The sequence below is a fragment of the Vibrio sp. 1401 genome, from assembly GCF_033340295.1.
Window position 1 is genome coordinate 1 of the sequence record NZ_JAWOWF010000703.1, and the last position, 553, is coordinate 553.

The following is a 553-nucleotide window of genomic DNA, read 5'->3' on the forward strand; positions in this document are numbered from 1 at the left end:
CTTTCCAACACCGGTAGTACTCGGGCTAGCCGCTCTGGCTCGTTACCTTGCCAGTCTTTTTGTGGCGCTAAGCGAATACGAGCGCCGTTTGCGCCACCACGTTTGTCAGACTGACGGAACGTGCGTGCACTGTCCCAAGCGGTTGTGACCATGTCACTAACCGATAACCCACTGGCTGCGATTTTGGCTTTTACCGCGTCTACATCGTAGTTTGCATTGCCGTTAGGAACCGGATCTTGCCAGATGAGGTCTTCTTGCGGGACATCAGGGCCGATGTAGCGAGCCTTAGGCCCCATGTCTCTGTGCGTTAATTTAAACCAAGCCCGAGCAAAGGTGTCGGCGAAATAGGCCGGGTCGCTATGGAAGCGTTCTGAGATTTTGCGATACTCCGGATCCATCTTCATCGCCATATCGGCGTCTGTCATGATTGGGTTATGCCGAACGTTAGGGTTTTCAGGATCGACCGGTTTGTCTTCCTCTTTAATGTCGATAGGTTCCCATTGCCATGCGCCGGCTGGGCTTTTTTTCAGTTCCCAATCGTAATTTAACAGCA

The 553-nt window shown here is 52.4% G+C and carries 1 pseudogene; it reads right to left on the reverse strand.

Annotated features, from left to right (window positions below):
* Positions 1-553, reverse strand: a pseudogene (locus tag R7Z77_RS27690) (peroxidase family protein); the annotation flags it as partial.